Below are 26961 nucleotides of genomic sequence, written 5' to 3'. Positions count from 1 at the left end.
GTCCCCAGCCTGCGTCGGGACCGCGACGAAGCCGACACTGCGCTCACCGCACTCGGCACGCTGTTCGCCGCCGGAGTGGAGGTCGACTGGCCGGCCCTGTTCGACGGCACCGGAGCTCGACACACCGCACTTCCCACGTACGCGTTCCAGCACCAGCGGTACTGGCTCGACGCCCCCGAGCCGCCGCCCGATCTCGCCGCGGCCGGCCTCGATCCGCTCGACCATCCACTGCTGCTGGCCGGTGTGGAGGTGGCCGGCGGGGAAGCCATGCTGCTGACCGGCCGGCTGGCGCCGCGGACCCAGCCGTGGCTGCTGGAGCACGTGCTGTTCGAGCAGGCCCTGCTACCCGGCACCGCCTTCGTGGACATGGCGCTGCGGGCCGCCGAGCAGGTCGGCTGCGGCCTGCTGGACGAGCTGACGATCGAGGCTCCCCTGCTGATCGCCGCGGCGGGCGCGGTCGCGCTGCAAATCCTGGTGGAAGCCCCCGACGAGGGGGGCCACCGGAAGATGACGATCTCCGCCCGCCCGGACGGCGACGCCGACACCCCCTGGACACGGCACGCCATCGGAACGGTGTCCGCCGCGGAGAGCGTGTCGAACCCCGATCCGCTCACCGAATGGCCGCCACGGGGAGCCGAGGTCGTCGACGTCGCCGGTGTGTACGACCTGTTCGCCGGGGCGGGCCACGACTACGGGCCGACGTTCCAGGGGCTGGCTGCCTGCTGGCGGCGCGATGCGGAGCTCTACACCGAGGTGGAGTTGCCGAGCGGAACTGACGTCGAGCGCTTCGGCGTACATCCAGCGTTGCTGGATGCCGGTCTGCACGGCGGGGTGCTCCGGGCCCTCACCTCCGACACTCCCGAGGGTCTGGTGCCGTTCTCCTGGGCGGGAGTGCGGCTGTTCGGTTCGGGCGCCACCTCGCTGCGCATCCGGGTCCGACCGGTGGCCACCGACACGGTCGCCCTGGACGCTTTCGACCACACCGGCGCTCCTGTCTTCAGTGTGGCGGCGCTGTCCTCCCGCTCGGTGTCCGCTGACCAGCTCCGCGCCGCCGCCGCTTCCCGCGACGACTCGCTGTTCGAGATCAGTTGGGTCGAGTGTGGCCGGGTCGACGACACCGCGCCCCGATCCGAGGCCACCGTGCTGGACGGCCCGCTGAAGCTCGCCGAGCTGATGTCCGGGCGGGACGAGGGAGCCGAGGTTCCGACCCTCGTGGCGGTGTCGGTACCGGGGGAGGGGCTCGCCGTCACCGCCGACGTGCACGCGGCGGTGAACGGCGTGCTGCGCTCGGTGCAGACATGGCTGGCCGATCCCGCCTGGGAGTCCTCGCGGCTGGTGGTGATGACGACCGAAAGCCTGACCGGCGCGGCAGTGCGGGGCTTGCTGCGCTCGGCACAGTCGGAGAACCCCGACCGCATCACCCTCGTCGAGGGTGGCGCCGACGCGACCACCTCCACGGCGCTGCACGCGGCCGTGGAATCGGGTGAGCCGGAGGTCTCGGTGCGCGACGGTGCGCTCTGGGCCCCGCGGCTGGCGCGCCTGGGCACCACCGACACCGCGCAAGCCACCTCGTGGTCGGCCGGAACCGTACTGATCACCGGTGCCTCGGGTGCGCTCGCGGGGCACGTGGCTCGATACCTCGTCACCGACCACCACGTGCGACATCTGCTGCTGACCTCCCGACAGGGCCCCAACTCGCCCCGGACCGTCCGGCTCGCCGCCGAACTGGCCGAACTCGGCGCCGCGGTACGCGTTCTCGCCTGCGATGTCGCTGACGGCGAGCAGGTCGCGGCCATGGTGCGTTCGGTGGAGCCCGAGTTCCCGCTCACCGCGGTGGTGCACTGCGCCGGAGTGCTGGACGACGGCGTGTTCGACGCCCTGACCACCGACCGGGTCGACGCGGTACTGGCCCCCAAGGTCGACGGTGCGTGGCATCTGCACGAACTGACCCGGGAGCTGGACCTCTCCGCGTTCGTGCTGTTCTCCTCCTCCGCCGCGGCCTTCGGTGCACCTGGCCAGGCCAACTACGCCGCCGCCAACGCCTTCCTCGACGCGCTGGCCGTCGAGCGGCAGCGTCATGGCCTGCCCGCGGTCTCGATCAGCTGGGGCTGGTGGGGCGAGGACAGCGGGATGACCGAGAACCTCAGCGAGACCGACGTGGCTCGCATGGGGCGGGGCGGGATGCTGCCGATGGCGACCGCCCAGGGCCTTGAATTGCTGGCCACCGCGGCCGACTTGGCTCGCCCGAACGTGATGGCCGCTCGCCTGGATCTGGCCGCGGTGCGGTCGGCCGGCACGGTGCCCGCGCTGCTGCGCGGCCTGGTGCGGCGTCCGGCCCGGCGCGCGGCGCGATCGTCGGTCGCGGGACTGGAGAGGGTGCGCCTGGCCAGTTCCTCCGTCGCCGACCAGGTCAAGGCCATCGGCGAACTGGTGCGCGAGCAGGTCGCCGCCGTGCTCGGCTACCCGAGCGGCGCCTCGGTCGACATGACCCGCGCCTTCCACGAGGTCGGGTTCGACTCGCTCACCGCGGTCGAGCTGCGCAACCGGCTCAACACGGCCACCGGGCTGCGGCTGCCGGCCACGCTGGTGTTCGACTACCCCACCCCCGAGACGGTGGCCGCGTTCGTCCGATCCGCGCTGGTGGGGGACGAAGACGACACCGCCGACACCGCCGAAGCCACTCCGGTCCGGCGCATCACCGCGATCGGTGACGACCCGATCGTGATCGTCGGCATGGCCTGTCGGTACCCGGGCGGGGTGAACTCGCCCGACGAACTGTGGCGGCTGGTGGTCGAGGGCCGCGACGCGATCACCGGCTTCCCGGTCGACCGCGGCTGGGAGGTGGCCGACCTCTACGACCCGGATCCCGACCACGTCGGCACGACGTACTCCCGGGGAGGCGGGTTTCTCGACCACCTGGCCGAGTTCGACTCTGACTTCTTCGGCATCTCGCCGCGCGAGGCCATCGCCATCGACCCACAACAGCGGTTGTTGCTGGAGACGGCCTGGGAATCGTTCGAGAACGCCGGCATCGTCCCCTCCGTCCTGCGCGGCGGCCCGATCGGGGTGTTCGTGGGTGCGAACGGGAGCGACTACCCAGCCCTGCTGGCCCGGGACTCCCGTGACTTCGGCGGCCGGGTGCTGACCGGCAACGCGGCCAGCATCATCTCCGGGCGGCTGTCCTACGAGTTCGGGTTCGAGGGGCCGTCCCTTTCCATCGATACGGCGTGTTCGTCCTCGCTCGTGGCCATGCACCTGGCGGCCCAGGCGCTGCGCTCGGGCGAGTGCTCGCTGGCGCTGGCCGGCGGTGTCGCCACGATGGCCACCCCCGGCATGTTCGTGGAGATGGCGCGGCAGCGGGGCCTGTCCCCGGACGGTCGGTGCCGGGCCTTCGGCGCCGGAGCGGACGGCACCGGTTGGGCCGAGGGCGTGGGCCTGCTCGTGCTGGAACGACTGTCCGACGCCCGCCGAAACCACCATCGCGTGCTGGCTGTACTGGCCGGCTCGGCGGTCAACCAGGACGGCGCTTCGAACGGCCTCACCGCGCCCAGCGGCCCCTCGCAGCAACGGGTCATCCGCGGCGCGCTGGCCAATGCCGGGCTGTCGGCACGCGAGGTCGACGTGGTGGAGGGACACGGCACCGGGACCCGGCTCGGCGATCCGATCGAGGCGCAGGCCCTGTTGGCCACCTACGGACGCGACCGCGAGTCCGACACCCCGCTGTGGCTGGGTTCGATCAAATCGAACATCGGGCATTCGCAGGCCGCCGCTGGCGCCGCCGGAACCATCAAAATGATCATGGCGATGCGGCACGGCCTGTTGCCCCGGACCCTGCACGCCGAGACCCCGTCACCTGAGGTCGATTGGTCCTCCGGTGGGGTGGCATTGCTGGACCAGGCCCGCGACTGGCCCGAACAGGGCCATCCGCGCCGGGCGGGCGTATCAGCGTTCAGCCTCAGCGGAACCAACGCACACATCATCCTGCAACAACCGCCCGGCGACCTCCCCACGACGCCGACGGCGCCGGCCCCGGACGAGAGCTCCGAGACCAGGCCGGTGCAGCCGTTGGTGCTGTCGGCCCGAGGGCCGGCGGCCCTGCGCGCCCAGGCGGCGCGCCTTCACGCCCACTTGACCGATCAGCCTGAACTGACGTTGGCCGACGTCGCGCGATCGCTGGTGACCGACCGCGCGGTTCATGATCACCGGGCGGTGGTGCTCGCCGCCGACCGCGAGCAACTACGCGAGCGCCTTGCGGCGTTCGCCGACGACACCGCCGCACCTGGCGCGGACGCCACCGGCGTGGCAGGCAGCGGTGGCCTGGCCGTCGTATTCACCGGCCAGGGGTCACAACGAGCTGGGATGGGCCGCGAACTCCACCGCCACTTCCCAGTCTTCGCCGCCGCGTTCGACGACGTGTGCGCGGCGCTGGACCCATCGCTGCGGGACATGATCTTCGATGAGGACGATGCCCGGCTGAACACCACGGAGTTCGCCCAGCCCGCTCTGTTCGCGATCGAAGTGGCCCTCTTCCGGCTGTTCGAGTCCTGGGGCATCCGGCCCGACTTCGTCACCGGCCATTCCGTCGGCGAGATCACCGCCGCCCACGTGTCGGGCGTGCTGTCGCTGGCTGACGCCTGCGTGTTGGTGACCTCGCGGGCTCGGCTCATGCAGGGGCTCGCGCCGGGCGGGATCATGATGTCCGTAAACGCCGGCGAGGACGTGGTGTCCGGACTGCTCGCGCGGGGGGCGGGGTCCGTCTCGATCGCCGCGGTCAACACCCCGGAGTCGGTGGTCATCTCCGGCGCCGAGCTCGCCGTCACCGATGTCGGGCAACGCCTCGCCGACGCCGGATACCGCACGAAGCGGCTGGCCGTCAGCCACGCGTTCCACTCCCCGCTCATGGACCCCATGCTCGGCGAATTCCGGGCCGCGCTCGACGGTCTGGAATTCCGGCCACCGCGGATACCGATGACCAGCAGCGAGGTGGCCACCCCCGAGTACTGGGTGCGGCACGTCCGGGACGCGGTGCGGTTCGCCGACATGGTCTCCGGACTCCAGGACGGCGGGGTGACCCGCTTCCTGGAGCTGGGGCCGGACGCGACCCTGACCGGCCTGGTCCGTGAATGCGTGACCGGTGGGGACGTCGTCGCCGTGCCCAGCCTCCGGCGAGGCCGTCCTGAGACCGAATCCGTGCTCGCCGGACTGAGCACCCTGTTCGCCGTCGGGGTCGAGGTCGGCTGGCCTGCCCTGTTCCCCGCGGCCCGCACGGGGCAGACCCCGCTGCCGACCTACGCGTTCCAACACCGGCGCTACTGGCCGGACACGCCTGCCACGACAACAGCCAGCCCGGACGCGGTGGACAGCCGGTTCTGGGGTTTGGTGGAACAGGGCGACCTCGACGCGCTGAGCGTCGAGCTCGGCACCGAGGAACGGGACGGCCTCGGCGCCGTGCTGCCCGCACTGGCCCGGTGGCGCGTCGGCCAGCGTGCGAAGACAATGGTGGACAGCTGGCGGTATCGATTGAGCTGGCGCCCCGTGCCGACCCGCCCCGAGGCCACGCTCACCGGCACCTGGCTGCTGGTGGTGCCCGTCGGCCACCGCGACGATGTCTGGGTCGCGCTGATCGAAGCGGCGATGACCGCCGCCGGGGCCGAGGTCCGTGGCCTGGAGGTCAGCGAACAGCAGCTGGATCGAGCCGCGCTGGCGCCCCGACTCGGTGAACCGCCGCTCGCCGGGGTGGTCTCGTTGCTGGCGGTGGAGCAGTCCCGCGTCCCGGGACACCCGGGCGTGCCGGTCGGTCTGGCCGCCACGGTGAGCCTGGTCCAGGCGTTGGAGGACCGCGAGATCGACGCGCCCCTGTGGTGTCTCACCCAGGGCGCGGTGAACGTCGTCCCCGGCGACGGCCTCGACCATCCCGACCAAGCCCTGCTATGGGGTTTCGGACGGACCCTCGCACTGGAACGCCCCGACCGCTGGGGCGGTCTGGTCGACCTGCCGGTCACCCCCGACGACGCCTCGGTGGCCGGGCTGATCCGCCTGCTGGGTGACGGCGGCACCGGGGAGCAAGCAGCGCTGCGGGACGGCGCCGTTCTGGGCGGCCGGCTGGTCCGCGCCGACCCGGATGAGCCGCCGCGCCGGAACTGGCGACCGTCGGGCAGCGTGTTGGTCACCGGTGGACTCACCGGCCTGGGCGCCCGCACCGCGCGCTGGCTGGCAGAGCAGGGCGCGCCTCACCTGGTGCTCATTTCCCGCCGGGGCCGTGAAGCGCCGGGTGCCCTCGAGCTCGAAGCCGATCTCACCGCCCTGGGGTCCGCGGTGACCATCGCCGCCTGCGACGTCGCCGATCGGGGCGAGGTGCGGGCCTTGCTCGCGGATCTTCCCCACGACCTGCCGTTGACGGCCGTGTTCCACAGCGCGGGGGTGGCCAACGACGGCGTCATCACCGAGCTGACTCTCGGCAGGCTGAACAACGTGCTGCGGCCCAAGGTGGACGGAGCGTGGAACCTCCATGAGCTGACTCAGGACCTGGACCTCTCGGCCTTCGTGTTGTTCTCCTCGGCCGCCGGCCTCATCGGCTCGCCCGGACAGTCGCACTACGCGGCAGGGAACGCCTTCCTCAACGCCCTGGCCTACCACCGGCGGGCGCGCGGTCTGCCGGCCACGACGATCGGCTGGGGCCTACTGGCAGGCGGAGGCATGGCCGACGACACCGGCGCGACCGACCGGGCGAGCCGCCGGGGTCTGCACCCGATGGATCCCGGCCAGTCGCTGGCCGGACTGCGGCGAGCACTGGACCACGACGAGACCTACATCGCCATGACGCACGTCGACTGGACCCGATTTATCAAGGCGACCGCAGGCACCGTCAAGTGCGCGGTGATCAGTGACCTGCCCGAGTATCGGGCGGCGTTCCCGGTGGCCGCGGTGGATCGGCTCGCCGAGCGGAACGGAGGGTCCCGGTCTTGGGCGCGGCTGGGCGCGCTGGACGGGGACGAACGTGACGCCGTGCTGCTGGAGTTGGTGCGGGCGCAGGTGGCCGAGGCGCTCGGTCACAGCTCAACCGAGGCCCTGTCGCCGACCAAGGCGTTCGTTGAACTGGGTTTCGACTCCCTCGCTGCGGTCGAGCTGCGCAACCGGCTCGTCGCGGCGACTGGGCTGACGCTGCCGGCGACGCTCACCTATGACCACCCGACCTTGCTGGCGCTGCGTGACTACCTGCGGACGGCGATGTTCGGCGCGGACGCAGACCAGGCCGAGTCCGCGCTGGCCGAGCTCGAGCGGCTGGAGGAGATGCTCTCGGCAGTGACGGCAGACAACCGCATCGACGAGGCGGCCAAGAACCAGGTGCTGCGGCGAGTCCAGAAGATGGCCGCCGCGCTCGCCGATCAGGACGGCCATTCCGAGCAGAGCCAGCTCATCGCGAACGCCGACGACAATGAACTGTTCGACTTCATCAATCGAGAATTGGGCGGTCCCAGCCAGTGAACCGAGACCAGTGCGCTCAGGCTCAACACTTCGCAGGAGCACCGAAAGATGACACCCGCAAAGGCCGCCGCCCGCGGTTGAGGTCTCAACGCTTCAGGCTGCACTCGCGTAGTTCAACCGTGACTTGCCAGAGCAGTTGATTCCGTCGCTTCGACACTTGAGGACAAAGGATACCCCTCCCATGACTGACTCCACAGGGGCCGACACGTCCGGCACCGGGACATTCGCCGAGGCCGACCTATTGAGCTGGGATTTCATCCAGGACCCGTACCTGACCTACCGTGAGATGCGCGCCGGGACGGGCCCTCGGCGGCTCGTCATCAAGACGTTGAGCACAGGCCTGCATGCGTGGCTGGTCACCGAGTACAGCGATGTGCGCCGACTACTGGCCGATCCCAGACTCTCGAAAGCGGCTGTGGGTGCTGCACCGATCATTGCCAAGCACAGTACGGTGGACGTCCCGGGCGAGTCGATCACCTCAGAGAGCATGCTGTTCAGCGATCCGCCGCAGCACTCGCGGTTACGCCGGATGTTTAGCAGGGCATTCACGATGCGCCGGACAGAGGATCTGCGCACGCGGATCGAGGAAATCGCCGATCAGCTGCTTGGTTCGGTCCCTAGTGGAGCCGAGATCGACCTGGTCGAGTCGGTGGCGATGGCCATCCCCATTGCGGTGATCGGCGAATTACTCGGCGTACCTCGTGCCGCCCACCACGATCTTCGTCGGCGGAATCGCACGCTGACCAGTGTCGATTCGGCGCCGTCGGAAAAGTATCGGGCATACATGGCCTCGCTGGAGTACTTTCGGAGCTTGATTGCCGAGAAGGTGAGAAGTCATGACACCGCGGACGACCTGATCAACGCAATGATCAATCCGGACAACGAGGAGCGATTCGACGAGTCCGAGCTGCTTTCCACCATCTTCCTGATGATGAACGCGGGGTACGAGACTACCGCGAACTTGATCAGCAGCTCGGTGTACGCTCTGCTGAAGCATCCTGAACAGCTGGCGCTGTTGCGCGGGGATGCCACCCTGATACCGAACGCGGTGGAAGAGTTTCTGCGTTATGAAAGTCCGTTGAACCTTTCTACATTGCGCTACACCACCGAACCCGTGGAGATCGGCGATACTGTTGTCCCCGCCGGTGAGGTGGTATTTCTGGCGCTGTGCTCGGCGAATCGGGATCCTGATCGGTTCGCGGAACCGGACCGGCTGGACATACGCCGTAATGCTGCTACGCACCTGGCCTTTGGTCATGGTATCCATCATTGTGTCGGCGCGCCGCTGGCACGACTGGAGGGTGAGATCGTACTGGCTCGGCTATTGGACAAGTTCCCGCGCTGGGAAGCGGCCGAGCCGCTGGATCGACTGAGCTGGCGTTACACCTTGCAGTTCCGTGGCTTGGAGCGGCTACCGGTGAGGTTGCACGCATGACCCATGAACACCTTCCACGACGAGAATGGAGCGGATCTATGTCTGCAGAAGTGATCGACCGGTTCTTCAAGAGCTCGGGTGCCGGCGACGTCGAGACTGCCGTCGAATGTTTCGCCGATAACGGGCAGTGGATCACGTCCGACGGAGACGGACTCGGGACGGTCCACACCAAAGATCAGCTCGGCGATCTGATGAACAGTTTGAACGCCACGCGTGAAACAATGATCGCCTCTGGGGTCGACGCGAAGTTCGAATCGCCGATCATGCTCGGCGAGAACCTGGGGCTGGTTCGGTGGACCGTGGAGACCAATGACGGAAAGGTGATGAATCGTGGTGTTGACCTCTTCGTCTTGAGCGACGGTAAAATTGTTCTCAAAGACGTCTATCGCAAGGTCTGAAACGCTCAATCAAGAAAGGGTCAAAGTTGTGATCAACAGCTACGAGGATCTGGTCGAGACAACGATCAGCGCCACCACCGATATCGACGACCTTCAAAATATCCAGGTCGGCCAGAGTGGTAGCTACGAGCATGCCCTGTTCACCAAGTCCGGTGAAAAAGTGGCCACCACCTCAGGCGGATACAAGGTTCTCTATCAGCGAGAATCCGACAAGCAGTTCATGGCTTATCTGACCAACGAAGTCGTGTTCGAGGACGGGTCCGGAACGATCCGGGTTGCCGGTTGGATCGATCTGGGATCCCTTCTGTCCGGAGGCTGGGCTTATTATCCGAGTGTAGGTGTTAGTGGCCGGTACCTCGGCCAAACAGGTTTCATGGCTTGGCGTCCTTACGATCTCGGTAAGGAAGAAGGAGCCGAAGTCAAACTGATCATGTTTGCGGCTGCTGAGTGAATAATCCCGCGATAACCTGACGCGGAGGTATGGTTTGTTCTGATTTCTGACGTGGAGGTCTGGAATTGAGTCGGATGGCCGGAAAAGTCGCACTGATCACGGGAGCCGCGCGTGGAATGGGACGTTCGCATGCGGTGCGACTCGCCCAAGAAGGGGCAGATATCGTAGCCGTCGACTTGTGCGCAGACCTTGAAACTGCACCGTATCCGGGAGCGGACGGTCAAGATCTTGCTTCAACGACGCAACTGGTCGAACAGCTGGGCCAACGGGTCATCGCACGCCAGGCGGATACGCGCAACCTCAAGGAATTGCAGAGCGTAGTCGATGAGGCGATAGCTGAGTTCGGCCGTATAGACGTCGTATGCGCAAATGCTGGAATATCCAGCTTTGGGTTCGCATGGGAACTCGCTGAAGAGACCTGGCAAGAAATGATCGACGTCAATCTAACGGGATCGTGGAAAACTGTTAAAGCGGTGATTCCCCACATGATCGAACGGAACGAAGGTGGATCAATAGTCTTTATCAGCTCTGTATCAGGGTTGATCGGCGTGCCGACCATGGCGCACTACACCGCATCCAAGCATGGCGTGGTCGGGTTGATGCGTGCCCTGGCAGTAGAGCTGGCACCATACAACATACGTGTGAACTCAGTAAATCCGGGAAATGTCGACACGCCGATGGTCAACAATGCTACGATGCGAAAACTTTTCCTACCCGAAGTCTCCGATCCGACGCCCGAGGATGCAGACAATGTAATGAAAGAAATGAGCGCGTTACCCATTGGCTGGATAGACCCGCGAGGAATCAGCGACGCGGTGCTGTATCTGGCATCAGATGAGGCACGGCACATTACTGGGATCACCCTTCCCGTGGACGCCGGAATGATGATTCCCAACAAATTGCGATAGGAATATCCGACTGACGTGCGTCTGTGGGAGGTACCGTGTCAGCCGAAGCCTCGAAGCATCCCAAAGAATCACAGATCTGTCACGTATTTCAGTGCACGAACAAGTTATCGGAGGCTGTTTCAGCATGACGGAGAACACACTCTCATCGATAGTCAATCGTCTCGAAATTATTGAGCTGACGGCCAAATACGCTCATCGACTCGATACTCGCCAACTCGATCTTCTAATGGAGCTGTGGAGCGATACAACTCCGGTTTTTGATGAAGAAGACTTTGGGCTGGGAAAAGCCACTGGGAAAGACGAAATTCGGCGCCACTTCGAGATTGATATTTACGGACAGATGGAGAATCTTTGCCATTTGACGACCAATCATGTCATCAACGAGATTTTTGAATCCAGGGCTTCCGGTACCTGCACTGTCTTCGCTCAGGGCGATGTGCGGGCTGGCGGGTCTTCTCGGGCTACCGCATATTACAAGGATCAATACGTTCACGAGAACGGGATGTGGAAGTTCTTCAGTCGCAAAGTGATCCCATTGACGAAGCCGAAAGTCGGCAACTTCCAATTTCCGACAGACAACACTGAATCAGAAGATCGGACAGCTACGCCATGACGCTGACGTGGTGTGTCGGATCGTAGACTCCCTGCGGGCAGTGCGCTCTACGGCATGCTGTACCTGGCAGTCGAAATCACGGCCGCGGAAGGCGGAGACAGTGCCCTGCCAGAGCAGATGAACGCCGAAGCGTCGCACGCGGCCGAGCAGCTCAAACCCGGCCACCAGCTCGCGCTGTTTAGGCTTGATCGTGGTCCAGATGTCACCGCCGGTCTCGGCGAAGCGCTTGGAGACCAGCCGCGGCGTCTCGCCCGAGACCCCAACCCGGGCCGCGATCACCTCTTTCGGGTCCACCTCGCCGACCGAGGTGTCCAGCGCGAGCAGCACCCGCGCCCGCATGATCGCCGACGCCGGGCTCACACCCGTAGTGGTTACCCGGATCAACTGTTCACTATCCCGCGAGGTCAGCGTGACCGGCCGCTTCTTCTGTGAGGGCACGACAACCGTCCTCGTCCGGCAGGGGAAAGACTCGCAGGACAACAGCATCCCAGCAACACCTGCCACAATTGAGCAGCGAAACGCTACTAACCGGTGTATTGGGCGCGGGCGGTGTTCAGCAGGGTCAGGGTGGTCTGGAGCTGGGTGAGGCCCTCGCGCAGGTCGGTGAACATTGCGGTGACGTCGCCCTCCTGGTCGCGGTAGAGCCGGACGCACTTGCTGGTGCCCGTGGTGAGCGCGGTCATCGCCGCGGGCCAGCTCTTCCGGCCCGTGACCGAGGGCGGCGGCGGGAACGCGCTCGCTGCCCCTACGTGCTCGGCGAGCTTTTCGCAGGCGGTCAGCACCTGGGCGAGGTCCTCGGTCTTGAATGCCGTGTAGACGCCGTTGTTGGCCGTGACGACGGCGGTGAACCTGTCCCAGCCGCCGCCGTAGGTCCAGATGGTGACCGCCTCGTTTTCGTCAACCACGGCGGTGGTCGCGGGCGGCGGCAGCAGCGGTGCGGACTGCGGCGCGGGCGGTGACAATGCTTGTACAGCAAGGGAAATCACGACGACAACACCGATCAGCAGCCATTGTCCTGAAAGGGCAGTGTGGACCGGTTTCGTGCGGCGGCGGACAATAAGTGCGGCGGCTCCGCCGATCAAGGCGGCCACCGTCCCGGCGAAGGGCAGCACCTGCTGCGGACGGGCGGCGGGCACGCTGTCCGTCAGGCCGCCGGACAGGTGCAGCAACCAGATCCCGGCGCAGGCGAGCACCCCGATCACCCAGCTCGCGAGCAGCCCGGCGAACCAGTTGTCGCGGCGGGCGACGAAGAAGGTGACCACAGCTTGGACCAGCACGGCGGTCGCCAGCTCCCACGAGGTCAGCACCAACGCAAAAGCCGCGGTCGACCGATCGCCTGCGAGCATCCGCAGGCCCACAGCGAGTACCACCCAGACAGCGGTCCCCAGCAGGCCCGAGACCAGCGCCAGTCGGATCCGGCGTCCCGCGCCCGGCATGAGCGCGAGCGGAACCACCCACAGCAACGCCAGCGCGAGGGCGGTCAGCCCGCGGTCGAAGTTCAGCAGGAACGGGACCACGAAGGCGTCGAGGACAGCGGGATCCAGCCAGGTCCAGCCGGACGTCCGGGCGTAGCCGTGCAGCAGGTCCACCGCGGGCCGGATCTGGTCCTGCCAGATGACATCCGCGACCAGCGAGTCCCGCCACCAGCCGAGACAGCTCAGGCACACCACCACGACGGCCGCCGCCACCGGAACCGCGCGCCAGCTGCGGACGCGGTCGCGGAGCAGGCCCCAGCAGTAGCCGGCCCACCAGCACACGAGCACGGCGACCGCCACGAACAGCGCGGACACGGCGATGGTCAGCAGAGTGAGCTGCGGCCGCAGCTGGCCCGCCTGCTGGACGTCGAGGTAGCGGCCGAGCACCAGTCCGAGCCCCAAAGCCAAGCCGGGCAACGTGAACACGCTGCGTCCGGTGCCACCCGCCCGGAGATAGGCCGAGCCGCGCCAGGCGATCACGCACACCACCACGCCCACGGCGACACTCCACAGCACCCGCAGGATGAGGAAGGAGTTGTTGCCCTCCCGGAACCAGCTGATGTCGGCGAGTCCCTGACTCAGGTGTGACCAGGCCAGCTGGATGACCAGCCCGTTGGTGAGCACCTCCCAGAAACCCGGTTGCAGCAGGGATTTCGGGTCCTCCATCGCCGCGACCCTGGCTGCACGCGAGGGATGGATGGTGATCCAGCGGAGTACCCGGCGGTGTCGCGGCCGCTGGGTCAGCGCTTGGTAGGGGTCGCTGGTTTCGGTCCACTGGGCGACCAGCGCGTCCGCGAACCGCTCGCGGGAGCGCAGAACCGCTGTGCGGGCGAGATAGGCCAGCACGACCAGCAGGGCGACCCGGACGAACAGACTCCAGGTCACGGAACTGCCGAGGTTGGCTACGAAATCGGGCACCCGCAAGGGATCGGTGGACAGCAGCGGGGGATCGAGCACGGTCAGCACGTAGGGCAGTAGCACCACGAACAGGAACGATCGCCACACCGCGAGCGTCGCGTAGGTGGTCAGGACGTCGCCGTTGCGGACGTGGGCCAGCTCGTGCAAAACGATCGCGTCGAAGCTCTCGCGGTCGCGGTCGAGCAGCGCCACCAGCCCGATGTCGAGGCAAACGTACATGTGCTTGCGACGGCCGAAAGCCACTCCGCCCGCCCGCATACTCGCCGGATCCAGCAGGAACCGGGGCGCCGCTCGCAGACCAGCCTTGGTGGCCAGTTCGGCGAGTGGCCCGGACAGCTTCTGTGCCAGCGCTGGGTAGTCCTCGACCGGCCGCAGTTTCGACCGGCGAATCCGCCAGCCCGGCGTTGCACGGTAGACGGCCGCGGAGACCAACAGCAGCAACAGCAGTCCGCCGATCAGCCAACCGAGCCGGGGAAGGAAGAGCCTGGACATGCACTCGCGGTAGACCGTCCACTTTGTCTCGTCGAGATCCACCGCGGTGGTTGAGGTCAGGTAGAGATCGGCGTGCACCTGGCACTGGGCGTCCTCAGTGAAGGTGCCGACGGGCAGGACCGAAGCGTAGCGGCCGAAGACGTACAGCGTGGTGGCGATCGCCACAGTGACGAGCGTGCCGAAGCGCAGTGTGGTGCCGGACGGCACGAGGACCGCCTGCTCGCCGTCCTCACCAGGTCTTTCGGCCTCCGTAAGGGTCGCTGTACCCATCGCGTTCAGAGCCCGCGTTCGAGACTGGCGCGCAGGATGTCGCCGACTTTGCGAGCTTCCTCGTCAGGCAGGCCGAGTTCCCTGGCGCGCTCGACGGCGAGTTCGCGCAGTTCGTCGAGCTGGATGCGGGTGATCCTCGTCCTCTCGCCGGGCTTGTTCTTGCCACGCAAGCGGCCCAGCAGTCTAGTGCCGCCCTTGACCACGGCCCCGCTCGCCTTGTCGACCAACTGCTGGCCAACCGCCGTCGCCACCGCCAGCGCGACCGGCGACAGGACCGCGATGGTCACGTCGATCCCGGAACCGAGCACCGCACCCGGCCTGCCGCGATCGCCGAGCACCTTGCGCGGATCACGCAGGTACGCCTGGCTGACCGGATCGAACAGCGGCAGCTCTTCCGGGGCGAGGCTCGCCACCACTTTCCGGGCGGACTCCACCACGAACTCGTCGGACACCTGGCTGTCGCTCATCGCACTCCCTCACCTCGGGAGAACGATCCTTGTCTTGTCACCCCCCGGTGTCACTCGACCGTTGGGTGTAGGCCATTCCCCACCTGTCTGAGAAATATCGGATCCTGCGAGATTCACACGCCCTGCGGCCGGACCTGCAACGGGAGGTACGGAGGTTCCGCACGGCAACTTGGCAAGGGAGACGAGCAACATGGCCGGACTATGCCCGGTCAACGGGCCCGAGGGCGCCTGCCGGGCAAGATCAGCTGCGGATTAGGCTAGGTATCGCTAACTCGGAGGTCGGCGGACGTCCATGCGGCAACCATGATCAGATACTGCCGTGAGCTTTTCTGGAGTGCACTCGATTTCTCCTGGTCGGGGATCCCCCGCAGTAACAAGGGCAGCACAACCGGATTCCTGGTCGGCGCCTCAACGAACTTGACGTCGAGGACAGTCTGATCGGACGACCAGTCAGCGAATCACACGCCCTGCGTGGACCAGCCGTTCACGAACACGCCCACGGTCCAGGCGATCGACGACACCGGGTCGGCGCACCCCAGCTTCCTAAGCTCCGAGTCATACCCGGAGTCGGACACAGGTTCGAGGTAGCTCACTACGTGCGGATCATGGACTGCGCTCCGTATCCGGCTCGCTTCGGTCCGTTTCCGCCTCCATTTCTCGCCACACCTGCACGAACGGGCGCTACGCCAGCTCGGCGTACTCCAGCTCGGCGTACTCCAGGTCGATGTCAGAAGGCGTCTGAGAACTGTCGTAGCAGCCGCCGCTCGAAGCCTCGAGCACCTGTCCTTCGAAGCCGCCTACCCTCCACAAAGGACGGAAAGTCTGCCCATTCGCTCGTTTCGTACCGCCATGACCGTTTTATGCGTGCCCCTGAAGGCCACCATGACGGCGTTAGACGCCGTGAAGGCTCCCATCAGGGCATACGGCAAGCCTGGGGTGGCGACTGAAGGGGACTGTCCCTCGACTCAACCTTGCAAAAGTCCCCTTCACCAGAACAGACCGTGTGAAAGTCCCCGTCAGTGACGCGGCCCTAGGCACCAAACTGGACGACATGACATCAGTTTCCGGACGCCTTCTCAGCCCTCGCCCGCACCGGACCGGACAAACGAGTGCTCACCCTGGACCCGCTCGTCTCGCCGATCACCAGGCAAGCTCGACAGCGCGCGCAGCTCCTCGTCCATCATGCCGACCAGTGTGCTCACCCCATCGTCCGGTGGCCTGGCTTTGGTCCAATGGCGTCGGGCGATGTGCACCTGGACGTGAGGACATACCCGCGAGGGCGGGGGTAGGAGGTCAAGATCAACAGGGCCTCATCCAGGCCAGACCGCGCGGGCGGTGTTCCTCGTGGCGACCCACGTTTCGCCAACTCAGTGCAAACCCGCAGGCCACAAGGGACACCACCCCATGTCGCGCACGTCACGCCGTTTCCACCTACAACGAGACCAGGACGTGACCGGCGTTTCCGGCACCGGTATTCTGACGTGGCCCCGGCGGCTGAGTTGCGAACTCCAGCGGCATCCTTATGCCCGTTGCCATCGAAGATTTCCCAGGTGTTCGCCGACGCCTGGAACGCTCGGCCCGAGTGTGAACGGCGTTCACTATGTGCTGGGTCCCGCGTGCTCGCCTGGCCGGATCCGGCCAGGAACGAACAACACCAGATTGACGTACCGGGGATAGGGCCACGCCGCCCTGGCCAGCAGATCGCGTTGCGCGGCCCGGCCGCTGCCGTGCTGGTGTCCGGCCAGATCGAAGTGGGCGAGCGGCACCCATTCCCGGCCTGGCAGCACCCAAGGTCGGTAGTCCCAGCAGGCCAGCAGGTCGACCAGATCCGGTATGGACTGGATGCGGGTTTCCGATTCCACCAGCAACACCGGGTGATCCCGCTGGATGGTCGCCCGCGCACCGCGCAGCACCGGAAGTTTGATGTTCGATCTAGAGCGACTCACTGAAGCAATCGCGCATGCTTCTGATGGGCGCGGGAACGCCACGTACTACGCACCTGTTTCGTACGCAAACCAGCCACCGAATGAGGCCGAGGCATTCGCTGTCGACATACCCGAAGTTCGCGAATATGGCGAAGACACAGTATTTCGAGCACATCAAGAAAAGTTTCTTACCGTGCTGTACTTCCAGCAGTCGATTGACTGGGCGCCGGAGCGCGAGTTTCGACGGGCGGTGCTGGACCCCGAGGAATCCGAGCTGCTCGTTGACATCACTCAATGCCTGTCTGGCGTCATTTTTGGCGAAGTGTTCCCTGTGTCTGCAATTAAAATGGTTTCTGGCATCCTTGAGGAGCATCAGGGTGTGGCGGATCGAAATGTCCTGCTCTCGCAGTGATTATCTCGGCGTCAGAGGACGTCCGGCTGCTGCGTGAACCGGTATGGCGTCGAGCATGGTGCCGATCAGAAGGCACGGGCTGTCGGAGCGATTCTTCCAGCCGTGATTGACGCCGCGGATGATGACGGTGTCCCCCGGCGTCATCAGGACCTCGTCGGTGTCGGTAATGAGGTAGATTTCTCCGCGGACCACGGTGATGCAGTCCAGGGTGTCCGTGCGATGCATTGTCGGGTGGCGTTGGGCGTCGGCCTCGCTGGGCAGGTATTTTTGCTCGACCTGTGCGTTAAGTTCGGCAAATTTCCTGCGGTGTTCTTCGGGGTCCATGTCGGGCCATAGTTCCAGTGCCCTGACCAGCATGCCGCCGGGAAGTGGTTCGCGGCGCGCGCCGACGTCTTCGGTCAGTGAGCGGTCGCCGCCGATGCTGTTGTCGACAGGTATCTCGTGTGTCGCCCACAGCGTAGCGCGGGTGTAGAAACCCTCTTTCGCCTGGATGTTGGTGGGCTCAGTCTCCAGAATAGCCGAACGCCCGGATTGGTTGGGGCCGACGACGTAGCGTTTGATGTCGGGCACGGTATGCCTCTCCTGTTATGGGTGGTGTTTACGGGTTGGGATGCCAGAAAGTGGTCGGGGAAGCTGCGGGGAACTATGGCGGGTCGGGCCAACAGTGTGTGGGCGACGGTAACGTCGAACGTGCTCGCGGTGGTCTCGCGCGCATAGTGAAAGCCCGTGACGTCGAGGTCGAGGCTGAACGTCCGCATGTCCTCCTTGATGGCTTTCGTTCAGTCGTCGCGAGTGGTGTTTCAGGATTGGGTCACCCATCAGGTTCGCCTCTTCGCCTATCGCATGCTCGCCGAAGGCGCGCAACCCGTAGTCGGCGGCGCTTGAGCAACCTCACTGTGGGCGGCACCAACTGTCTCCAAGTGCTCCTTCCTCCGCTCGGGCGCGGTGCGATCTGCCATTGCCAGATCCGCTCGGTGCTTCCACGGCCTTCGTTGTCAGCCGCGGTCGCAGCGGGATGCCCCGGCTCTGCGGGGACATCGCCGCCGGCACGCGCCCGCCGTCCGGCAGCGTTGCGTCCTGCAATCCGGACGAATGAGGGTGAGTCATTCATCCCTCCAAAGAGAAACGATCATTTCTCCTTGAGTTGCACATATCCACTGGTCGCTTCAAAAGCAAGTAATCGTTTGCGTTTAGGATGGCCGCGCGCGAGCTCACCCGCGGCGGGTCGGAGGTCACGAGGCCGTCGACAGCAATTCGCCAAAGACCGCGACCGCGGGATGCGCGATTCATGCACGGGCTGAGCGTCTGGCACCGCCTCGTCGCCGACATCCCCGTCGACACGCCCTGCCTGGGGGCTCAGGACACCTTGACGCGGATGCCTGACGAACAGTCAGCCCGTCCCCGCAAGCGCTATTGGCCATCGCCTGTCCCGTTTGGGGCGGCGCCACCCGCCGCTGAGTCGTAGCGGCGAGAGTGCGGTGTTCTGGCGCGCCAGCCGGCGGGACGGCACCCGACTGGTGTCCTGGTGACCAGGGCTATCATTGAGATACGCGGAACTGGCGGGGTGGCCGGATGCGACAGCAAGGGGTGGGCAGGCATGGCGGAGTTCTTGGTGAACGGTCCCTATCTCCGTGATCGTAGTGGAGCAGCGGAACACGTTTTGCATGATCTGCGTGCGCAGATCCTCTCGGGCCGGCTGGTCAGAGGTGCGCGCCTGCCTGCGGAGAAGGAACTCGCCGTCCGTTATCAGGTGAGTGCGCCTACGATCCGTGAGGCCACCCGAGCGCTGAGTGCGATGAGCCTGGTCGAGGCCCGCCAGGGCGCAGGCACCTTCGTGACCGCCGAGCCGGTGGAACTGATCAGGTTGGCAATGGGGGCGATCGTGGAGCTGGAAAATATCGACCTGCCCAGCATCATTGATCTGTCTGAGGCGTTCTATGTGAAGGCGGTCGAGCTCGCCGTGGCCCGCGCAACCGATGAGGAGTTGTCCGAGTTGCGTGACGCAGCCGAGAGTTTTCGCCCGTCGATGGACGACACCGAGTTCGCGACGGCACTCCGACGGTTCTTGACCAAGCTGGTAGCTAGTTCGCACAACAAGCTGCTGATCACCATTGCGGCGTACCTGCTGGAACATCAGATCGCACTGGCTCAGCGCGCAGCCCAGCGGTCCCCCTCGGCATGGCGACGCATCGCCGGACCACTCAAGACCGAACGTGTCGCTCTCGCCGCGGCGCTGCAAGACCGCAACCCCACGCAGGCGGACGCTGCTATACGTACTTACTTGAAGCGCGGCCGGAGCCTGGTTCGGCACAACACCGGCTGACACGCAATGCTGGCGACTCGACTCGCCGCGCAGACAATCGGGATGACATCCCGGCCTCACTGGGCTCTGTCGCCGCACGGCGCGCCCTGCACTTGTCATGCGGTCGCGATTAGCCCGCCGAGGTGGCAACGGGGTGGAGTTGAACAGCGTGGAAGGGTCGGTCCGGGCCTTGATTGCGAGCAGTCGATCTGCGTTGACGCCATAGGCGTTGTGTACCTGTCGGCGATTGTCGGCGTTGAGCAGGTTGGGGTAGCCACCGGGCATGGCCTCGGCCGCGAGCGAGGAATGGACTTGGTCGGCCCATTCGGCGTGACCGGCTGTCTTCAGATCGGAAGCCTCCCACATGGCGATGATCTCGATCATCTGGTGGGGGCGCTGTTCGCCGAACGCGCTGTCGGCGACGGGCACCCGGGTCGCCGCTCGGTGGAACGGATGAATGGAGAGCGCGGTGAGCGGGGATGTCCAGGACGAGCCGGCCTCGGCGAGGCGTTGCACAACGCGAGGTGAGAAGCCGGGCACGTTCCGCGTGCGGATCCAGACGTGCGTCCCGCGGAAAAGGATTCCGACACCCCTGCGACCAGGCTGTGCCAGGCCGACGCGCCCACCTGCGCGGACGTGGGGTCACCCAAGTGGGCCAACGGCTCGATGGCGGCCGGCCCTTGATCGAGGGTGCCGCTCCAGGTCGGCATCACCGCGACGAACGAAGTCCCGTCGGGGCAGGTGGCGATGATGGTTTGGATGCTGAGGCTCTCCGTCGCTCGTCAGCGTGGTGCCGCGCCCGGCTTTGTTGATCATCTCGTTGAGGCCGACACCGTGTCCGGAGCAAAACACAGCGGCATCACCGAGGGCGGCGCGAACGTGGGCGTAACGGGGGAGGACATACATCTGGTGGGCATCGAGCCGCACTACCGGCCCAAGCTCGCGCAGCGCCCGGTAGTGTTCGTGCGGGTTCAGCAGTGCCTGGTCGGTGAAGATGTCGTGCGGATAGCTGGGTATGGCGGACATCGTCGTCGCTTCCTTTCCCGGGAGTGGTTGGCGCGCTGCGGGTTGGCCGCCCCTGTGGGCGGTGAACTGGGCGAGCCGCCCTCACTCGCCTGGACCGGTGAAGAATCCTGCGACCAGGTCTTCCCACTCGGGGCATTCCTGGTGCACGAGGTGGCCAGCGCCACCCAGTTCGACGTAGTGCGCGTTGGGGATCGCTTCGGCGATGTCGCGCAGGTGTGCGCCGGGGACGCGGATGTCGAACTCGCCGCCGATCACCAGGGCCGCAGCCGTAATCCGGTGGGCGTCGTGGAGCAGATCCAGGCCGCTCATCATCTCGGCGGCCATCACCGGGGGTGCGGCGAAGTTGGTCGGTGCCGCGCAGAGCCGGTCGAGGAACCGTTGCCGTGGTGCGTCGAGGTGGGCGACGTAGGTGTCCATCAGGCGACGCAGCGCGGCGCGGCGTTGCTGATCAGTAGCCGCGGTGCGCAATTCCGACGTTGCCGCCTCGGCGGTGCGCAGTCGGTCGGCTCCGCCCGGAACATGCGCTGCGAACCTCTGCTGTGCTTCGGATATGGCTGCGGCGAGGTCAGCGTCTACGCGCGCGGGGCCACTGGCCACCACGAGCCGGCCTACGTGATCGGGGAAGCGGGCCGCATAAGCCAGCGCGGTAGAAGCCCCGTGGCTGCTGCCGTAGATCAGTAGGCGCTCGATGTTCAGGTGTTGTCGAAGTTGTTCCAGGTCCTCGACGTAGCCCGCGATCCGGTAGCCATCAGGGTCCTCGGGCGGGTCGGACTGGCCAGTTCCGCGCGGGCACAGCACGACCAGCTGGAACGACGGCAGCCTGATGTCCTGGAAATATGTGAGCGGGTCAAGCCCTGGTCCGCCGGGCAGCAGGACGATCGGGGAGCCCTCCCCGATCAGTTCGTAGGACAACCGGCGGGACGAGTTGGTCATGAATGTCGGCATGGCAACATCACCGCCGGTCCAGCTGGCCCGAGGGTGGACGCCGGGCGTCTGCGATGAGACCCGCGAGTGTGCTCGGCTCGGCCGCCCGGAACTCGGTGCGGTCCCCGATGTAGGCCAGTTCCCGCTGCTGCGGACGGTAGATTGGCCACGTTCTGCCGTCCACTGAGGATGGAACCCCCGTGCGGGCGAACTCGGTCCAGGCGTGCTGCACCTCGTCGCTCACCTTCGCATCGGTCCCGTCGTAGGCCTCTGGGGGGTTCATGCTGCCGAACAGGTAGGCGATCTCGGCGCTGTGCTTGGCCAGCAGCCCGGTGGTGCGGGCGCCGGGAGACACCCGAACGAAGTCGTAGGCGAAGACGGTTCGGTCCAGCGCGGCTACGCGCTCCAGACTGGCCAGCGCAGGTTCGTGCCAGACTGCGGCGGTGATGATCTCGGCGATCGCCTCGTAGGGGGAGCTCCCGGTCTTGGCGGCGTACTCGAGAACCTGGGGGGCGTTCGGGCCGGCCAGCGCGTCTGCCATCGCGGCCAGGGTTTGCGGGGTGTAGACGTCCTGTGGCCGCAGCTCAGGATGGGCGTAGAGCGTCTCTGGCTGAACGAACATGCGCGCCTCGTCCTGGGTGAAGCCGAGCAGGACCGGCACATCCTGCGGCCAGCCCGAAAAGTCCTCCGTCATGATCTGGCCGTCGGCCACCGGGTACCAGACCAGGTTGGCGGGGGTGTGCACCTGACCGGGCGGCGGGTTGATGCCGGCTTCGGCCAACGAGGCAGCACGGACGGCTTCGGCCGGTGTTCGCCGCAACGCTTCTGCGTCGGCGACGCCGAGGCGTTCGCTCATCCGCCCGGTCGCGGCGCGTGAACGCTGGAACGATGGGGATTCGACGACCGCGTAATCTTCGTACCCGGCGCTCTGGATGACCGCTTTATGGAACAGACCTCGGGCCGCCGGTGCCGAGAGCAGAGCGCGTGTCGCCGCCCCGCCGGCCGACTGACCGAAAATGGTGACATTGGTCGGATCGCCGCCGAAGCCGGCAATGTTGTTTCGCACCCAATCCAGCCCTGCTACCCAGTCCTGCAGACCGAAATTCGCGCCCAGCTCCGGGTGATTGAGAAAGCCGAAAGCGCCCAGCCGGTAGTTCACCGACACGACGACCACGCCGTTGCGGCATAACCGCTCGCCCGTCCAGATCGCCAGGGATGATGAGCCGTTGAGGAAGCCTCCGCCGTGGATCCAGAACATCACCGGCAACGATGCTTCCTCGGTCTCCGCCGGTGCCCAGATGTTGAGGTACAGACAGTCCTCGCTCTGCTGAGCGCGAAGGTCCATGCCAGTGTCGGCAGTCTGGATGGCGGCGTTGCCGAACCGCGTAGCATCACGCACGCCGTCCCAGCGTGCCGCAGGCGCCGGGGGCCTCCAGCGCAGCGAGCCGACTGGCGGGGCGGCATACGGAATCCCTAGAAAGGTCGTCACCTCGTCGTGGACGGTTCCTCGAAGCTGCCCGTTCCGCGTTGTCGCGATCACGTCCACTGAAGTCTCCTTGTCGTTGCCTGTGTCTCTTCCAAGATACACCAGGTGACTTGGTGAATTTGAGGGGTTGGGGCGACTCGATGGAGTGACCTTCATCCGGTTGCTTCTGGCAGCCGGTCGCGACGAAGTTGACTCGTGCGCGGCTACGGACTCTGTTGACGAAGGCCCGGCACCGCCGCGATGTTGACCACGATGCCGACCGTCTGTATGGCATCTTCCGGTCGAAACGGTTACGGCTGCCACCGCCTGTGGAGAACGCGATAGGTATCCGTCGCTCGGCTCCGTTGATCCAATTCGAAGCCGTCTGCGCGGCCGCCGACGGCATCGAGGAGGCCGCACACATTGAGCAGCACCGAGACGCCGAGATCGTCATCAGTCTGGCGGTCTGGGTTGCCGACCGGCGCTCGGGTGCTTGCCCAGATCGGGGACGACCACGCCCGCTTCGCAGACCCGGGTGAGTGGAAGGCTTACGCAGGATCGGCGCCTATCACCGGCGCCAGCGGCAAGAAGACGGTGGTCTCACACCGGCACGTCAAGAATCGGCACCTGGCCGCAGTGAGGTCGATCTGGGCGCTCGCCACGCTTAAAGCCGGTCCGGTGCCACGCGATACTTCGACGCTCGCCGCACGGGCGTGGACTGAACCATCAGGCCCAGTGGCACCTGTTCAACAAGTTCCTCGGGCAGCTTCATCACTGCTGCCTGCAGGCGGGCTGTCTTGATGACGAACACCAGGCCTTTCCACCTCCACTCGCTGCTGCGGCCTGACTCTGAACAGCCTGAGATATCTCTCTTTGTGTGTGTGGGCCGCGGTCAGTAGGCGTGGGGGAACGCACTCGGCGGGGCGGGTGGCCGGGTGTAGGTGCCGCTGGCCTCGGCGGCGGCGTTGGCGGCCGCGACGGTGGTCTCACACACCTGGCGGAACGCCATGACATCCAGGCCAATGCAGAGCATCGAGATCCCGCTCTCAAGCGCGGCGGAGCAGGTGTGCGTGGACGGGTTGAGGATCGGGCCGCCGATCACCGCGACGCCGTGTCTCTTCGCTGCCGCGTACACCACCTGCTGTGCGTCCCGGACTTTCGTGCTGCTGTGCATGGTCGCCCCTTCGCCCATCGCGAACGCGAGTTCGCCGGAGGCGAAGACCAGCATCGTGACCTGCTCGAGCGCGCAGATCTCGTCGATGTTCTCCAGCGCGTCCACGGTCTCGATCATCGGAATGATGAGGAGGTTGTCGTCGCTCTCGCACATATAGTCGTTGAACCCGGTGAAGGTGTAGCCGGGAACCCGCAGCGCGGGGCACAAACCGCGCGTACCTCGGGGCGGGAAGGTGAGAGCATCGACAATGCCCTGCACGTCGGCGGCGGAGCGCACCATGGGCACGACGATTCCCTGGGCTCCGGCCTCGAGAGCACGTCGGGCGGACGTGCCATCGGAGGGCTCCGGGATGCGCACCAGGGCGACGAGGCCTGCGTTCTCGCAGGTGCGCATCGTGTCGTCGAGGGCTCGTGGGTTCAGCGCGCTGTGTTCGCTGTCGAGCCAGACGTAGTCGAACCCGGTGGCGCCGAGGACCTCGATGAGGGTGTGGTTTCCGGTGAAGCATTGCATCCCGATGGGGACGACATGCTCGTCGAGCATGCTCAGCAGACGATTTCGTGCCATCCAACTGGGTCCTTTCCTGCGGGGGTTCCCGGTGCTGTGTGCCGCTACCAGGAGCACTCGGGAGATGTGGCGGTGCCCGGGGTGTGTTTCAGGCGCCGGGGTCGGCCTGCAGTCCGGTCGCGGCGATCCCCCGCAGAGCGCAGTCCTCGTCCTGGTCGGGCAGGTGACCACTGACACCGACCGCGCCGAGAAGGTTCCCGTCGGCGGTGCGGATCAGGACGCCGCCCGGGACGGGAACGAGGTTGCCCTCGGCGAGCGCGACGAGGGAATTGATGAACTCGGGGTGCGATGCGGCACGGCCGGCGAGGCTGCGGCTGCCGACGCCCATGTTCAGCGCGCCATGGGCTTTGCCGCGGGCGATGCGTTCACGCAGCAGGCCGGAGTGGTCTCCCCGGCCGAACGCCACCAACTGGCCAGCGGTGTCGAGGACGGCGACGGTCATCGGCGGGAACTCGTTCTTCCGCGCGTGGGCCAGCGCGTGCTCGACGACCGTGGCGCCCTGGGTGTAGGTGATCACTCGGGCACCGCTGTATCGGTGATCGTGACGGCGTTGAAGTCGCTGCCGAGTTCGGTGTAGAAGCGCAGGGTCGCGCCGCCGGGCACGGTGACGGTCATGGAGAACCCCGCGCGGGCTGTCATGACGGGGGAGTGTTCGACGCCGTGGGTGTCGAAATGTGCGGCCCACCTGTTAAGGCTGGCACGGTCCGGGACGCTGAAGATGACCGCATCAGTGCCGGCGGTGGCGGTGGTGACCTCTGCTGCGCGGCGGACCTGGACGGGTGTGTCCACGCCGGGGAGAAGGAATAGCACCGCGAAGCAGTTGCCGTGTTCGTCGTGATGGTCGAGCCGGGGTAGGCGCTGCGCGCCGAGCACCGTTTCATACCAGGCGATGGCGGCCTCCAGATCGGAGACCAGGAATGTGACGTGGTGTACGCCGGACAACGTCGGTGTCGTCACTGTAGCTCCAAACGCAAACGATCGGTTCGCTTTGATGGTAATGGTAGCGAGCTGCTTCGTCTAGTGCAACCGTTCGTTTCCCTTTAGGCTGAAGTGGTGCCCAGACTCAGCGACAAGACCCGCGCCGACCGACGTCAGCACATCCTCACCAGCGCCTGGGGCTGCTTTTCCCGCAACGGCTTCCACGCCACGTCCATGGACGACGTCATCGCCGCGACAGGGATGTCCTCAAGCGCGGTGTACCGCTACTTCCGCAGCAAGGACGACCTCATCGACGCGTCGGCCGACGAAGCCCTCGCACTGGTGCGTGACATCTTCGTCCGCCTCCTCGACGAGCAACCCGCCCCGAGCCCTGGACAGACTCTCGCGATCATCGTGTCCGAGTTGCACGGCCGCACCCAGCATCCCGACTACGACCTGACCCGGCTCGCCCTGCAGACCTGGGCCGAAGCCGTACGCCGGCCACTGCTGGCCGCGCGGACCCGCGCCCTCTACCACGACACACGCGAACTGCTGGCCACGCTGACCGCACGCTGGAAAACAGACGGTCATCTGCCTGCGGACGCGGACTCCGATGCCGCGGCGGCCGTAGTGTTCGCACTCATGCACGGCCTGCTCGTCTGCCACCACCTCGGAGCCGACGTCGCGCTCTCAGAACTCACTCGCGGCATCGGCGCCCTCGGCGCCGGGCTCGGCGGCAACTGAGCAACGTCGGTCGCTTGTCGTCGAGTCCTGCACTGAGGCCGCCACGCTCTCCGCCACCAAGGACGGGACGAGCGCGACCAGCGTCAGCCGCCGTTACCTTTTCGCAACTCATCAAGGAGCTCGTGGTCGCCAGTACAGGCATGGGGTTGACCCGATCCCGGCTGTCCCGGGCTATGACCTCAACGAGGACTCCGAATATGTGCGTGAGGGGACCTGTTCGATCTTCGTGTGGGTCGAGCCGCTGGCCGGACGACGCCGTGTGATCGCCCAATCCCAGCGGACCCGCATCGACTGGGCCCACCAGGCGACCAGCTCCTGACCTGTGACTATCCCGACGCCGAGACAGTGGTCCTGGTCATGGACAACCTCAACACCCATTCGATCGGATCGCTCTACGAGGCCTTCCAACCGGCCAAGGCCCACGCCCTGGCCCAGCGGCTCGAGATCCACCACACCCGCAAACACGGCTCCTGGCTCAACATCGCCGTGCGACACGAAGTCGCATGAGTACAGCAGCATGCATCGAAGGAGGTTCGACGTGATGTCGACGTTGAAGATGTAGTGCCCGGTCCAGTGCGCAAGGACCGTCCTCGCC

The 26961-nt window shown here is 66.1% G+C and carries 23 protein-coding genes and 2 pseudogenes; 11 read left to right on the top strand and 14 right to left on the bottom strand.

Translation table 11 applies throughout. The annotated features are described in order from the left end of the window. From QMK34_RS17020 to QMK34_RS16995, 6 genes are all read left to right on the top strand, one after another. Positions 1-7485 (top strand): type I polyketide synthase (locus tag QMK34_RS17020; protein ID WP_442785160.1); only part of this gene is annotated, 7485 nt, incomplete at its 5' end. 181 nt (positions 7486-7666) lie between these two features. After that, a complete protein-coding gene (locus QMK34_RS17015) occupies positions 7667-8920 on the top strand; it encodes a cytochrome P450 family protein (RefSeq protein ID WP_326414982.1) in 1254 nt (417 codons plus the stop codon). A 38-nt stretch (positions 8921-8958) separates the two neighbouring features. After that, complete coding sequence (locus tag QMK34_RS17010; RefSeq protein WP_326414981.1) at positions 8959-9318, top strand: nuclear transport factor 2 family protein; 360 nt, start codon at positions 8959-8961, stop codon at positions 9316-9318. A gap of 28 nt (positions 9319-9346) precedes the next feature. Next, positions 9347-9769, top strand: a complete 423-nt coding sequence (locus tag QMK34_RS17005; protein WP_326414980.1) for an allene oxide cyclase barrel-like domain-containing protein — start codon at positions 9347-9349, stop codon at positions 9767-9769. A 74-nt stretch (positions 9770-9843) separates the two neighbouring features. Further along, positions 9844-10677 carry a mycofactocin-coupled SDR family oxidoreductase gene (locus tag QMK34_RS17000; RefSeq protein ID WP_326414979.1) on the top strand — a complete coding sequence of 278 codons (834 nt, stop codon included), beginning with the start codon at positions 9844-9846 and terminating at the stop codon, positions 10675-10677. 124 nt (positions 10678-10801) lie between these two features. Next, on the top strand, positions 10802-11290 hold the full coding sequence (locus QMK34_RS16995; protein WP_326414978.1) for a nuclear transport factor 2 family protein: 489 nt from the start codon (positions 10802-10804) through the stop codon (positions 11288-11290). On the opposite strand, the gene QMK34_RS16990 is transcribed toward QMK34_RS16995, so the two are convergent. From QMK34_RS16990 to QMK34_RS16970, 5 genes are all read right to left on the bottom strand, one after another. Continuing rightward, positions 11264-11728: a hypothetical protein gene (locus QMK34_RS16990; protein WP_326414977.1), complete on the bottom strand. Its 465-nt coding sequence runs from the start codon at positions 11726-11728 to the stop codon at positions 11264-11266. The genes QMK34_RS16995 and QMK34_RS16990 overlap by 27 nt on opposite strands. An 86-nt stretch (positions 11729-11814) precedes the next feature. Next, positions 11815-14445, bottom strand: coding sequence for a M56 family metallopeptidase (locus QMK34_RS16985; RefSeq protein ID WP_326414976.1), 2631 nt, complete (start codon positions 14443-14445; stop codon positions 11815-11817). A gap of 5 nt (positions 14446-14450) precedes the next feature. Further along, entirely contained in the window at positions 14451-14912 is a 462-nt protein-coding gene (locus QMK34_RS16980) for a hypothetical protein (RefSeq protein ID WP_326414975.1), read from the bottom strand. 1076 nt (positions 14913-15988) lie between these two features. Next, positions 15989-16114, bottom strand: coding sequence for a hypothetical protein (locus QMK34_RS16975; RefSeq protein ID WP_326414973.1), 126 nt, complete (start codon positions 16112-16114; stop codon positions 15989-15991). 396 nt (positions 16115-16510) lie between these two features. Then, positions 16511-16825, bottom strand: coding sequence for a hypothetical protein (locus QMK34_RS16970; RefSeq protein WP_326414972.1), 315 nt, complete (start codon positions 16823-16825; stop codon positions 16511-16513). 10 nt (positions 16826-16835) lie between these two features. Between QMK34_RS16970 and QMK34_RS16965 the strand changes: the two genes are divergently transcribed. Further along, positions 16836-17249: a hypothetical protein gene (locus QMK34_RS16965; RefSeq protein ID WP_326414971.1), complete on the top strand. Its 414-nt coding sequence runs from the start codon at positions 16836-16838 to the stop codon at positions 17247-17249. Here QMK34_RS16965 and QMK34_RS16960 read toward each other — a convergent pair whose 3' ends face one another. Continuing rightward, positions 17250-17819, bottom strand: coding sequence for a cupin domain-containing protein (locus tag QMK34_RS16960; protein WP_326414970.1), 570 nt, complete (start codon positions 17817-17819; stop codon positions 17250-17252). A gap of 1027 nt (positions 17820-18846) precedes the next feature. Between QMK34_RS16960 and QMK34_RS16955 the strand changes: the two genes are divergently transcribed. Continuing rightward, complete coding sequence (locus QMK34_RS16955) at positions 18847-19572, top strand: FadR/GntR family transcriptional regulator (protein ID WP_326414969.1); 726 nt, start codon at positions 18847-18849, stop codon at positions 19570-19572. A gap of 147 nt (positions 19573-19719) precedes the next feature. On the opposite strand, the pseudogene QMK34_RS47840 reads toward QMK34_RS16955, so the two are convergent. The 4 genes and pseudogenes from QMK34_RS47840 to QMK34_RS16940 form a co-directional block, all read right to left on the bottom strand. After that, a pseudogene (locus QMK34_RS47840) lies at positions 19720-19836 on the bottom strand (BBE domain-containing protein); the annotation flags it as partial. Positions 19837-20193: 357 nt separating this feature from the next. Next, positions 20194-20577 carry a hypothetical protein gene (locus QMK34_RS16950; protein WP_326414968.1) on the bottom strand — a complete coding sequence of 128 codons (384 nt, stop codon included), beginning with the start codon at positions 20575-20577 and terminating at the stop codon, positions 20194-20196. An 81-nt stretch (positions 20578-20658) separates the two neighbouring features. Further along, positions 20659-21510: an alpha/beta fold hydrolase gene (locus QMK34_RS16945; RefSeq protein ID WP_326414967.1), complete on the bottom strand. Its 852-nt coding sequence runs from the start codon at positions 21508-21510 to the stop codon at positions 20659-20661. Positions 21511-21529: 19 nt separating this feature from the next. Then, a complete protein-coding gene (locus QMK34_RS16940; protein ID WP_326414966.1) occupies positions 21530-23047 on the bottom strand; it encodes a carboxylesterase/lipase family protein in 1518 nt (505 codons plus the stop codon). A 342-nt stretch (positions 23048-23389) separates the two neighbouring features. On the opposite strand from QMK34_RS16940, the pseudogene QMK34_RS47835 reads away from it, so the two are divergent. Then, positions 23390-23620 (top strand): annotated as a pseudogene (locus QMK34_RS47835) (transposase); the annotation flags it as partial. Positions 23621-23630: 10 nt separating this feature from the next. Here the strand turns inward: QMK34_RS47835 and QMK34_RS16935 are convergent. The 4 genes from QMK34_RS16935 to QMK34_RS16920 form a co-directional block, all read right to left on the bottom strand. Next, positions 23631-23777, bottom strand: coding sequence for a hypothetical protein (locus tag QMK34_RS16935; protein ID WP_326414965.1), 147 nt, complete (start codon positions 23775-23777; stop codon positions 23631-23633). A gap of 81 nt (positions 23778-23858) precedes the next feature. Further along, on the bottom strand, positions 23859-24704 hold the full coding sequence (locus tag QMK34_RS16930; RefSeq protein ID WP_326414964.1) for an HpcH/HpaI aldolase family protein: 846 nt from the start codon (positions 24702-24704) through the stop codon (positions 23859-23861). Between the two features lie 88 nt (positions 24705-24792). Then, positions 24793-25221, bottom strand: a complete 429-nt coding sequence (locus QMK34_RS16925; protein ID WP_326414963.1) for a GlcG/HbpS family heme-binding protein — start codon at positions 25219-25221, stop codon at positions 24793-24795. Continuing rightward, positions 25218-25661 carry a VOC family protein gene (locus QMK34_RS16920; RefSeq protein ID WP_326414962.1) on the bottom strand — a complete coding sequence of 148 codons (444 nt, stop codon included), beginning with the start codon at positions 25659-25661 and terminating at the stop codon, positions 25218-25220. Before QMK34_RS16920 ends, QMK34_RS16925 begins: the two co-directional genes overlap by 4 nt. 96 nt (positions 25662-25757) lie before the next feature. Here QMK34_RS16920 and QMK34_RS16915 point away from each other — a divergent pair, with 96 nt between their 5' ends. Continuing rightward, complete coding sequence (locus QMK34_RS16915) at positions 25758-26366, top strand: TetR/AcrR family transcriptional regulator (protein WP_326414961.1); 609 nt, start codon at positions 25758-25760, stop codon at positions 26364-26366. Positions 26367-26723: 357 nt separating this feature from the next. Next, complete coding sequence (locus QMK34_RS16910; protein WP_326414960.1) at positions 26724-26873, top strand: hypothetical protein; 150 nt, start codon at positions 26724-26726, stop codon at positions 26871-26873. The last annotated feature ends 88 nt before the right edge of the window (positions 26874-26961 follow it).

Source organism: Amycolatopsis sp. H20-H5 (genome assembly GCF_035828755.1).
Taxonomy (GTDB): Bacteria; Actinomycetota; Actinomycetes; order Mycobacteriales; family Pseudonocardiaceae; genus Amycolatopsis.
This window is presented reverse-complemented; position numbering and strand designations above follow the sequence as displayed.

Excerpts from the sequence above, each read along its gene's own strand:
- QMK34_RS16995 (WP_326414978.1), top strand. The coding sequence starts at position 10,802 with ATGACGGAGAACACACTCTCATCGATAGTCAATCGTCTCGAAATTATT.
- QMK34_RS17015 (WP_326414982.1), top strand. The coding sequence starts at position 7,667 with ATGACTGACTCCACAGGGGCCGACACGTCCGGCACCGGGACATTCGCC.
- QMK34_RS17010 (WP_326414981.1), top strand. The coding sequence starts at position 8,959 with ATGTCTGCAGAAGTGATCGACCGGTTCTTCAAGAGCTCGGGTGCCGGC.
- QMK34_RS16910 (WP_326414960.1), top strand. The coding sequence starts at position 26,724 with ATGGACAACCTCAACACCCATTCGATCGGATCGCTCTACGAGGCCTTC.
- QMK34_RS16980 (WP_326414975.1), bottom strand. The coding sequence starts at position 14,912 with ATGAGCGACAGCCAGGTGTCCGACGAGTTCGTGGTGGAGTCCGCCCGG.
- QMK34_RS16945 (WP_326414967.1), bottom strand. The coding sequence starts at position 21,510 with ATGACCAACTCGTCCCGCCGGTTGTCCTACGAACTGATCGGGGAGGGC.
- QMK34_RS16965 (WP_326414971.1), top strand. The coding sequence starts at position 16,836 with ATGTTCGATCTAGAGCGACTCACTGAAGCAATCGCGCATGCTTCTGAT.
- QMK34_RS16985 (WP_326414976.1), bottom strand. The coding sequence starts at position 14,445 with ATGGGTACAGCGACCCTTACGGAGGCCGAAAGACCTGGTGAGGACGGC.
- QMK34_RS16955 (WP_326414969.1), top strand. The coding sequence starts at position 18,847 with ATGGCGGAGTTCTTGGTGAACGGTCCCTATCTCCGTGATCGTAGTGGA.
- QMK34_RS17000 (WP_326414979.1), top strand. The coding sequence starts at position 9,844 with ATGGCCGGAAAAGTCGCACTGATCACGGGAGCCGCGCGTGGAATGGGA.
- QMK34_RS16950 (WP_326414968.1), bottom strand. The coding sequence starts at position 20,577 with ATGTCCGCCATACCCAGCTATCCGCACGACATCTTCACCGACCAGGCA.
- QMK34_RS16930 (WP_326414964.1), bottom strand. The coding sequence starts at position 24,704 with ATGGCACGAAATCGTCTGCTGAGCATGCTCGACGAGCATGTCGTCCCC.